This window comes from Acetobacter cibinongensis (assembly GCF_000963925.1).
Lineage (GTDB): Bacteria > Pseudomonadota > Alphaproteobacteria > Acetobacterales > Acetobacteraceae > Acetobacter > Acetobacter cibinongensis.
This window is the reverse complement of record NZ_BAMV01000005.1, coordinates 122,096-131,299: the sequence shown is the minus strand read 5'-3', so window position 1 is coordinate 131,299 and position 9,204 is coordinate 122,096. Positions and strand designations below refer to the sequence as shown.

Annotated in this window: 8 protein-coding genes, 1 tRNA gene and 1 pseudogene; 6 read left to right on the top strand and 4 right to left on the bottom strand. The window is 52.5% G+C overall.

The features are described from left to right. Both Abci_RS02675 and ruvX read right to left on the bottom strand, forming a co-directional pair. Positions 1 to 259, bottom strand: a pseudogene (locus Abci_RS02675) (endoglucanase); the annotation flags it as partial. 164 nt (positions 260 to 423) lie between these two features. After that, complete coding sequence (ruvX, locus tag Abci_RS02670; protein ID WP_048837605.1) at positions 424 to 897, bottom strand: Holliday junction resolvase RuvX; 474 nt, start codon at positions 895 to 897, stop codon at positions 424 to 426. Between the two features lie 78 nt (positions 898 to 975). Between ruvX and gatC the strand changes: the two genes are divergently transcribed. The 6 genes from gatC to Abci_RS02640 all read left to right on the top strand — a co-directional run bounded on the left by gatC (position 976) and on the right by Abci_RS02640 (position 7,646). Beyond that, positions 976 to 1,263, top strand: coding sequence for an Asp-tRNA(Asn)/Glu-tRNA(Gln) amidotransferase subunit GatC (gatC, locus tag Abci_RS02665; protein WP_048837604.1), 288 nt, complete (start codon positions 976 to 978; stop codon positions 1,261 to 1,263). Between the two features lies 1 nt (position 1,264). Next, on the top strand, positions 1,265 to 2,752 hold the full coding sequence (gene gatA / locus Abci_RS02660) for an Asp-tRNA(Asn)/Glu-tRNA(Gln) amidotransferase subunit GatA (protein ID WP_048837603.1): 1,488 nt from the start codon (positions 1,265 to 1,267) through the stop codon (positions 2,750 to 2,752). Then, a complete protein-coding gene (gene gatB, locus Abci_RS02655; RefSeq protein ID WP_048837602.1) occupies positions 2,749 to 4,203 on the top strand; it encodes an Asp-tRNA(Asn)/Glu-tRNA(Gln) amidotransferase subunit GatB in 1,455 nt (484 codons plus the stop codon). Before gatA ends, gatB begins: the two co-directional genes overlap by 4 nt. A 114-nt stretch (positions 4,204 to 4,317) precedes the next feature. After that, positions 4,318 to 4,409, top strand: a tRNA-Ser gene (locus Abci_RS02650). A gap of 1,068 nt (positions 4,410 to 5,477) precedes the next feature. After that, on the top strand, positions 5,478 to 6,428 hold the full coding sequence (locus Abci_RS02645; protein WP_048837601.1) for a hypothetical protein: 951 nt from the start codon (positions 5,478 to 5,480) through the stop codon (positions 6,426 to 6,428). A gap of 171 nt (positions 6,429 to 6,599) precedes the next feature. Continuing rightward, positions 6,600 to 7,646, top strand: coding sequence for an aldo/keto reductase (locus Abci_RS02640; protein WP_048837600.1), 1,047 nt, complete (start codon positions 6,600 to 6,602; stop codon positions 7,644 to 7,646). Positions 7,647 to 7,678: 32 nt separating this feature from the next. On the opposite strand, the gene ccmB is transcribed toward Abci_RS02640, so the two are convergent. Continuing rightward, on the bottom strand, positions 7,679 to 8,347 hold the full coding sequence (gene ccmB / locus Abci_RS02635; protein ID WP_048837599.1) for a heme exporter protein CcmB: 669 nt from the start codon (positions 8,345 to 8,347) through the stop codon (positions 7,679 to 7,681). Continuing rightward, positions 8,344 to 9,039: a heme ABC exporter ATP-binding protein CcmA gene (gene ccmA, locus Abci_RS02630; RefSeq protein ID WP_048837598.1), complete on the bottom strand. Its 696-nt coding sequence runs from the start codon at positions 9,037 to 9,039 to the stop codon at positions 8,344 to 8,346. Before ccmA ends, ccmB begins: the two co-directional genes overlap by 4 nt. Positions 9,040 to 9,204: the final 165 nt, after the last annotated feature.

The window sequence follows — 9,204 nt, the reverse complement described above, 5'->3', positions numbered from 1 at the left end:
CTTTGGTTTTATCCCAGGCTTTTTCGGACCCGGATTTTGTCTTGTCCCAAGCCTTTTCAGTGCCGGATTTGGTTTTGTCCCACGCTTTTTCCGTGCCGGCCTTCGTCTTATCCCACGCCTTGCTTGTGGCAGCCTGTGTATCGTTCCAGGCACGGCTTACAGCACCCTGTTCTTCAGCATGAGCAGCAGGCAGGGACAGTGCAAAAGCAGCGGTGCCCAACAGGGTGGCAGCAAAAGTGCGGATTGTCATATGCGCCATAAAAGGTCTCCAAATCATTGTTCAAATAGTAATCTCAGCATGGTGTGCCTTTGTGGCAAATATGAGAACACACACTGGCGTCTGTCTGACCATCTGTCATTTCTGTTATGCGTCATAACTGTTTGAACCCCCACAAGGTTTCCCGGCGTGGGGGTAAATGGCTGCTAAAATTCCAGGCTGGGCATGCTGTCCAGTGCAGCCTGCAGAATATAGGCGGCGGCCAACTGGTCTACCACGCCTTCGCGCTTTTTGCGTGACAGGTCGGCTTCCTTAATAAGCATCCGGTTTACGGCGGAGGAAGACAGGCGTTCATCCCACAGGCAGGTGGGCAGGCCTGTCTGGTCAGAGAGCGCCATGGCCCAGTCCTTTGCAGCCTGTGCGGCAGGCCCAAAGCTGCCATCCAGCGAAAGCGGGATGCCCACAATCATGCCAGCTACTTCCTGTTGCTGCGCAATCTGGCGGATATGGGTTGCCATGGCGGTCAGTTTGCCACGTTTCACCGTCTGGAAAGGGGAGGCCACCACGCGGGAGACATCGGATAATGCCAGCCCCACCTGTTTGCGGCCGGGGTCTACGCCTAAAAGCCGCGCATGGCGGGGCAATCTGGCGGCAAGGTCTGTCAGGGTAAGAAGTGTCATGCCTGCACGGTATGTTGCCTTGCGCCCGATTATGCTAGGTCTTTTTTTCCTTAAATAGTCTGAAGAGAGTCTGCTTTCATGTCGCTTGACCTCGCGACCACCCGACGTATTGCAAAACTGGCCCGCATTGGCCTGGCCGATGCCGAGCTTGAAACCGTCCGCCAAAAGCTGGATGGCATCCTTGGCTGGTTCAATCAGCTGTCCGAGGTGGATGTTGAGGGCGTGCCCCCCATGGTTGGCACCGAGATGGAAGCCCTGCGCCAGCGTGAGGATGTGGTGACGGATGGCAACTGCCAAGCTGCCGTGCTGTCCAACGCCCCAGAAAAATCTGGCCCCTTCTATGCCGTACCCAAGGTGGTTGAATAATATGCTGACCGGACTGACGCTCACGCAAGCGCGTGAAGGGCTTGCCGCCCGTAAATTTTCTGCCCGCGAACTGGCCAAAGCCCATCTGGATGCCATTGCCCGGTTAAACCCGAAGCTTAATGCCTATATCACGGTCATACCGGAAGCAGATGTGTTGGCGGCTGCCGATGCGGCTGATGCTCGGTACGCTGCTGGCACTGCCCGCCCAATGGAAGGGCTGCCGGTTGGCGTGAAGGACCTGTTCTGCACCAAAGGCGTTAAAACAACGGCAGCCAGCAAAATTCTGGCTAATTTTGTGCCCCCCTATGAAAGCACGGTGACAGCACGCCTGCTTGATGCCGGGTCTGTCTTTGTTGGCAAAACCAACCTTGACGAATTTGCCATGGGGTCCGCCAACATTACGTCAGCCTTTGGCTCTGTGCTCAATCCCTGGCAGCGCAAGGGTGAAGAAACAGTGGCTCTGGTGCCAGGTGGTTCATCCGGCGGGTCTGCCGCAGCGGTTGCCGCAGGGCTGGCACTGGCCGCGACTGGTACGGATACGGGTGGCTCCATCCGTCAGCCAGCCGCCTTCTGCGGTATTGTCGGCCTGAAGCCAACTTATGGGCGGTGCAGCCGTTGGGGCACAATTGCCTACGCAAGCTCGCTGGATCAGGCTGGCCCCATGACCCGCACCGTGGCCGATGCCGGACTGATGCTGGAAGCCATGGCCGGGTTTGATGAAAAAGATAGCACGTGCTCCAACCGCCCTGTTCCGGCTTTTGCACAGGCAGTTGGCAAAAGTGTAAAAGGTCTGCGTGTTGGTATTCCGGCAGAATATCGGGCTCCCGGCCTGTCGCCTGAAATCTCCGCCATGTGGGAGCAGGGTATTGCCTGGCTGCGTGAGGCCGGTTGCGAGATTGTGGATGTCTCTCTGCCGCACACCAAGTATGGTCTTGCAACGTATTACATTATCGCCCCGGCCGAATGTTCCTCCAACCTGGCCCGCTATGACGGCATCCGGTTTGGTGAGCGCAAGGACGCCGCGACGCTGGATGGCGTTTATGAATTGACCCGCGCCGAAGGCTTTGGCGAGGAAGTGCGTAACCGTATTCTGATGGGCACCTATGTGCTGTCCGCCGGGTACTATGATGCCTATTACCTGAAGGCTCAGAAAGTCCGCACCCTTATCAAACGCGATTTTGTGCAGGCGTTTGAGCAGGTTGATGTGCTGCTGACCCCTACCGCGCCAAGTGCTGCCTTTGCTCAGGGCGAGAACATGGCCGACCCAGTGCAGATGTATCTGAACGATATCTTCACCGTGCCTGCCAGCATGGCTGGGGTGCCTGCGCTTTCAGTGCCGGTTGGTCTGGATGCAAAAGGTTTGCCTTTGGGGCTCCAGATTATTGGTCGCCACTTTGATGAAGAAACCGTGCTGTCTGTTGGCGGCGCATTAGAGGCTGCTGCGGGCTTTGCCCACACACCCACCCTGCATGCGGAGGCAGGTGCATGAGCTACTTGATTGAAGGTAAAACTGGCACATGGGAAATTGTTGTCGGGCTTGAAGTTCATGCCCAGATCATCAGCCAGTCCAAACTGTTTTCTGGGGCTTCCACCAAGTTTGGTGGTGAGCCTAACTCTCAGGTCAGTCTGGTTGATGCCGCTTTTCCGGGCATGTTGCCGGTTATCAACCGCGAGTGTGTGGCGCAGGCCGTGCGTACAGGTCTTGGCCTGAACGCGCGTATTAACCTGCAAAGCCGGTTTGACCGTAAAAACTATTTTTACGCTGATCTGCCTCAGGGTTACCAGATCAGCCAGTTTGAGCATCCTATTGTAGGCGAAGGCTCTATTGAAATCGAACTGGCTAACGGTGAAACACGCCAGATTGGCATTACCCGCCTGCATATGGAGCAGGATGCTGGTAAACTTCTGCACGATCAGGACCCTACGCGCTCTTTCGTTGACCTCAACCGCTCTGGTGTTGCGTTGATGGAAATTGTCAGCGAGCCAGACATCCGCGCGCCAGAAGAAGCCGGGGCCTACCTGCGCAAGCTGCGCCAGATTCTGCGTTACCTTGGCACCTGTGACGGCAACATGGATGAAGGCTCCATGCGGGCAGACGTCAACGTGTCTGTGCGTAAAGCTGGTGAGCCGTTCCGTACCCGCTGCGAGATCAAGAACGTCAACTCCATCCGCTTTGTTATGCAGGCCATTGAAGCCGAGGCAGCGCGCCAGGTTGAAATCTGGGAAAACGGTGGGGAAGTGGATCAGGAAACACGCCTGTTTGACCCCAGCCGGGGTGAAACCCGCACCATGCGCTCCAAGGAAGACGCGCATGACTATCGTTACTTCCCGGACCCGGACCTGTTGCCGCTGGTTATTGAGCAGGCATGGGTGGATGGCTTGAAGGCTGAACTGCCGGAACTGCCAGACGCCAAGCGTGCCCGCTTTCAGGCGGACTATGGCGTGCCGTTCTATGATGCTGGCGTGCTGGTAGCAGAACAGTCCGTGGCGGACTTTTTTGAAACCGTGGCCAAAGGCCGTGATGGCAAACTTGCCGTTACCTGGGTGACGGGTGACCTGTTTGCAGCCCTGAACCGCACCAGCCGGACCATTGAAAACAGCCCGGTAAGTGCTGACTCTCTGGGTAAAATGCTCGACCTGATTGCTGACGGCACGATCAATGGCAAAATTGCCAAAGAGGTGTTTGAGGATATGGTCGAAACCGGTGAAAGCCCGGATGCCATTGTGGAGAAAAAAGGCCTCCGTCAGGTGACGGACACTGGCGTGATTGATTCCGCCATTGATGCCATTATGGCCAAACATGCTGATAAAGTGGCCGAATACCGGTCTGGCAAGGACAAGCTGTTTGGATTCTTCGTGGGGCAGGTCATGAAGGAAACCAAAGGAAAAGCCAACCCAGCCCTCGTGAATGAGGCCCTGAAAGGCAAGCTGGACGCCTAAGTTTTGAGGGGATGTAAAAATTCCCTCAAAATCGCCTTTAGGGGGTTTGACGAGACGCAAAGAACCCCCTAAAAGCACCAGTGCAAACGTCGTGTATCTTTACACTCTTCTTGCGGAGGGGTGGCCGAGTGGCTGAAGGCGACGGTTTGCTAAACCGTTATACGGGTTAAACTGTATCGAGGGTTCGAATCCCTTCCCCTCCGCCACATCTTCCCTAGAAAAATTGCTTTTCCTTCTTATAAGCCAGCATGGTTTCGCTGTTCTTATGCCTCACTGGGAATAAGCATTATGGGGTGCTTGAGCCGCCTCTAATGAAGTGAGGTCTTCTCTTTCATTGAGAAAGTCAGCCATCCATCCATTACGCTGGAATAAGGGTGTATGGAACTTATGCTGAATGGCAGAGCTAGCAGGCCTGCTGTGCGGCATGACGCGAAAAGAGCCTGTTTCGTGAAAGGCATATAGAGCAGCCACAGGGCAACGGACGCAAGCTGGGATGCGGTCAGGTGGAACCCATGGGAAGCAACTATTTACGACAGGACGAAACACTACGGCACGGCGCGTTTAAGGCTGCGTCTTGGTAAGTCATACTTAATTCAAACTATATCAATGCCCTTTGTCGTGCGCCACATCTGGAAAGACTTTCTTAAGGTTTGGTCTGTTTTGTGCCGAAGGGTAGCCACTCTCCGCAAACGTGGTCTCTTCCTTCTTTTGCAAGTAGCATTGATAAGGGCATATTGGGTAAAAGCCCGCTCAAAGCTGCAAGTTCCATTGCGAACACAATATAAAAATAGAAACTCTATGCAGGGATAGATCATTTTCTAGGAATAATTCTCAAAATGGGAGTTTTTATGGGGCGCGAAGTATAGCCCTGAGTCGGATTTACCCAAAAATCATTTCAAGGAAGAATTTTTATACTATAAAAACCGCCATAAAATTGCTTTATTCTTCAAAAAAACCCACATTTCCGCCGCAAAGTGGTTTCGATTAATATAACAACGATTAAAAAACAGTATAGTTTCTTTATTATTGCTTAATAAGCTAAAAAATAATGAAAAAAATCTTGATATTCCATCCGAGAACCGCGAATAATCTCAAGAGAACCGAGTTTTAATATCTTGTTAGCTTGAGGCATTCATAAAGAATCATAGATTTTTATTTTCTTGAGGGTGGATTTCTTTCATCGAAGAAGATCCAAGCATAATACTGAAAGATAAAAATTTTATGGTTTCTGATTTGGCGTGACGTATGTCTTTCTGACTTCGTAAAGAAAAACCATGAAAAGAAAATCGAACATCAAGATAAGACATCTGAATGTTGTCAAGAATCTCTATAAAATACAGAATTTAAAAAACACATCTGAAGCAATGGCGTTGACACCTGCGGCCATTTCAAAAGCATGTATAGAATTTGAAAAAATAATTGGGAAAACCCTTTTTGCCAGAACACGGCAAGGGTTGGTACCAAATTCCATAGCAAAAAGGGTTGTTGAAGCCAGTATTGTTATTGAAAAAGAAATCGACAGAATGATTATGGATATAGACGATTTGTCTAAAGATAAAAACCATATCACTCTGGCCTTTCAGTCTCATTCCATAACATCTGAAATGATGCGGTGTGTTTTAGATATTGTTGAGAAAGGTGATATCAATTTTTCTGTAAATTATGGTTCAAGAGAGCATCTTTTCTCCTCTCTTTTAAAGGGGAAAGCCGATATTATCTTTGCAAGTACGTATACTGATTTTTTGGATGAAAGGCTGAGCTTCGAATATTTATATAAAGATAATTGTATAATTATTGATAGAAATAACATTTACAGCATAAATTATATCATGAAGAACTGGGAAAACTTTAAATCCAAAATTTGGGTTTTACCTGTGCGTGGCACCGCCATGCGGGATCGGTTTGATGCGGTCATGGAATATAATGACCTTAAGTCTCCTAAAAAGCTGATTGAACTCAACTCACCTGTGGGTGCCGGCACGTTGATGACGCATCCGGATACAATAGGCATGTCGACCCTCTCTTATCTTCAATCCACAGGCCATAAATTTGAGGCTTCCTGGGGGGGAGAAACACATTCTGACCTTTTGTTAAACGCAGGAATATTCTGGCGTAAGGATGCGAGGGAGAGTGTGATAAAGACTGTGGAATTTTTTAAAAACAATATGAAATTTGGTGAAAGTATAGAAAATATGGACATCTTTTTAAGAAAAAAAGTCATGTAATAAAATTGAAAGAAACAATTGTTTCTTTTTTTCGTACAAAAATCTGAAAAATTTACCTTATTTGTCTTGTATGGCTGAAACATCATTCCAATATTCGGGCCGAGGCTTAGCGTTGTGCTGTTTATGCACGCGTTTGTTTCGAGAGTATTTTTTATCCCTCAGGTGGTGTTGATGCAAAAACGAGAACTAGGCCGCACGGGTCTTATGGTCAGTGAAATCTGCCTTGGTACCATGACATTTGGCCAGCAGAACACCGAAGCCGAGGGGCATGCCCAGCTGGATATGGCTTTGGCGCATGGTATCAATTTTATTGATACGGCTGAACTGTATTCCATTCCCCCACGTGCGGAAACGTATGGTGCGACAGAAACGATTATCGGAAGCTGGCTCAAAGCACGCGGCAGCCGGGACAAGATTATTCTGGCAAGCAAAGTGGTGGGGCGTAGTGCGTCACCCTGGTTTAGGCCGGGTGGAGAAGAGGCACGCCTGATACCCCGGCAAATTCGTTACGCGCTGGAAGGGTCGTTGCGGCGGCTGGGAACAGACTATCTTGACCTCTACCAACTACACTGGCCAGACCGCAAAATCGGCTTGTTTGGGGAAGGGGGGACAACCTTCACGGCTCTTTCTGATGCAGACGAAGTGCCATTGGAAGACACATTGGGGGTTCTGGGAGATCTGGTAGCCGAAGGTAAAATTCGGCATGTCGGTCTTTCTAACGAGACCGCATGGGGTGTTGCCAAAAGTCTGGCATGCGCCAAAGAGGGCGCACCGCGGGTCGCCTCTATCCAGAATGCCTATAATCTTATCAACAGGACGTTTGAGATCGGGCTGGCAGAAATGGCCCTGCGTGAGAAAGTTGGTCTTTTGGCCTATTCTCCCTTGGCCCAAGGCTATTTGACCGGAAAATATCTTGATGGCGCGCGCCCAGTTGGTGCACGGACCACCTTGTTTGATCGTGGCCAGAGATATCAGAAGCCGGGTGTGGATGACGCCATCAAGGCTTATCATGCCCTTGCGCGGGAAGAGGGGCTGGACCCCATACAGCTTGCCGTTGCGTTTGTGACATCCCGGCCTTTTGTGACGTCAAACATTATTGGTGCAACCAGCACGGAACAGTTGGCAACGCTCTTGGGCGCATCAGACGTTGTCATAACGCCTGAGCTTGAAGCGAAGCTGAATGCTATTCATCAGGTGCATTCTAACCCGGCACCGTAAGGCAAGAGAGTGGGGGAGATAACGCTCCCCTACTATTCCACGGCAGCGCGTAGTCCAGCACCTGCCGCGAGCGGGCATAAAGGCAAGGCCCCAGCAACAAAGGCGCCCAGCAGTTCCAGGTCTGGTGCCCAGGGCAGCCCGGTGCTGGCGGCATCAATGGCGGCCGCTCCAAAAATGAGGGCGGGCGTGATGAGCGGTAACACCAAAAGGGGTAAGAGAACCCCGCCTCGCCGGGCACCCAGCACGATGGACGCGCCCATCCCCCCAATAAGGGACAGAACAAGCGAGCCAAGCAGCAAGCCGGCCAGCAAAACAGGAAGGCTACTACCCGGCAGGCCCAACATGGTGGCCAGAGGGACTGCCGCCAGTAGCAAGGGCAGGCCTGTCGTGAGCCAATGTGCGGTCATTTTGGCAAGTGCTACCAAGGCAGATGGCAGGCCGAGAAGCAGAAGTTGATCCAGCGAGCCATCTTCCAGCTCTGCGCCAAACAGGCGGTCGAGTGGTAGCAAGGCGGCGAGCAGCGCACAAACCCAGATAATGCCGGGCGCCATGTGGCGTAATAGCTCGGGCGATGGCCCCAATGCCAAAGGGAACAGGGTGCCGGTCAGGATAAAAAACAGCACAGCGCCCAGCGTGTCTGCGCCATGCCGCAAGGCCAGTTTCAGGTCACGGCGCACAATGGCCCAGAATAGCCGGATCATACCGTGGCTCCTGTCAGCTCACCCCATGGGTCATCATCCAGAGTGGCCCATATGCCCTGTCCTTGATCCGGGGCGGCGGGTAATGCCAAATGCTGCACATCTTCCAGCGGGAGCGGCACATGGGTGGTGGCAATAATAATACCCCCCTGAGCACGGTGTTGGGCAATGGCGTGGCCTAAGAGCGTAATGGCATGAGTATCCAGCCCAAGGCTTGGTTCATCCAGAAGCCAGAGCTGTGCATTGGCCAGCAGGACGCGGGCGAGTGCTGTCCGTCTTTTTTGCCCGGCAGAGAGCAGGCGGGCGGGCAGGTCTGCCAAGGGCAGCAAATCTACAGCTTGCAAGGCCTCCATCAGGCTCTGGTGCCCGGCCATGGCAAAAAGGCTCAGGTTCTCTCTCACCGTCAGGCTGGGTTTGAGCGAATCCTGATGCCCCAGATACGCCACACGCGCGGAATGCGCTGCAGGATCCTCCAGCACGGGGGTGCCATTCCATAAAAGAGCGCCGGCATCTGCTTTGCGCAGGCCAGCCATCACTCTCAGGAGGGTCGATTTGCCCGCACCGTTGGGGCCTGTCAGCAACATGGCCTCACCGGCATGCAAGCTCAGGCTTACGTCTTTCAGGACAAGGCGGTCACCCCGAAAAACACAAACTGATTCAGCCTCTAACAACGGTACGCCGTCGGGCTTTGGCATAGGCGGCGCGTGGTCCTGCGGTGCCGTATGCTGCGTGAAAGAAGACCCGGAGATAGGTGTTCTCCTTATTGTTACCTGTCAAAACCCGCCAAAGCAGGGTGGCTCTCGCTCTCGTGGTCGCGCCCCTGCTTGTGCCTTATCAGTGTGCCGGTATGTTCTAGCACC

Bases quoted from the DNA above. Each gene is read 5' to 3' on its own strand.
- gatA (WP_048837603.1), top strand. From the start codon at position 1,265: ATGCTGACCGGACTGACGCTCACGCAAGCGCGTGAAGGGCTTGCCGCC.
- gatC (WP_048837604.1), top strand. From the start codon at position 976: ATGTCGCTTGACCTCGCGACCACCCGACGTATTGCAAAACTGGCCCGC.
- Abci_RS02645 (WP_048837601.1), top strand. From the start codon at position 5,478: ATGAAAAGAAAATCGAACATCAAGATAAGACATCTGAATGTTGTCAAG.
- ruvX (WP_048837605.1), bottom strand. From the start codon at position 897: ATGACACTTCTTACCCTGACAGACCTTGCCGCCAGATTGCCCCGCCAT.
- ccmA (WP_048837598.1), bottom strand. From the start codon at position 9,039: ATGCCAAAGCCCGACGGCGTACCGTTGTTAGAGGCTGAATCAGTTTGT.
- gatB (WP_048837602.1), top strand. From the start codon at position 2,749: ATGAGCTACTTGATTGAAGGTAAAACTGGCACATGGGAAATTGTTGTC.
- Abci_RS02640 (WP_048837600.1), top strand. From the start codon at position 6,600: ATGCAAAAACGAGAACTAGGCCGCACGGGTCTTATGGTCAGTGAAATC.
- ccmB (WP_048837599.1), bottom strand. From the start codon at position 8,347: ATGATCCGGCTATTCTGGGCCATTGTGCGCCGTGACCTGAAACTGGCC.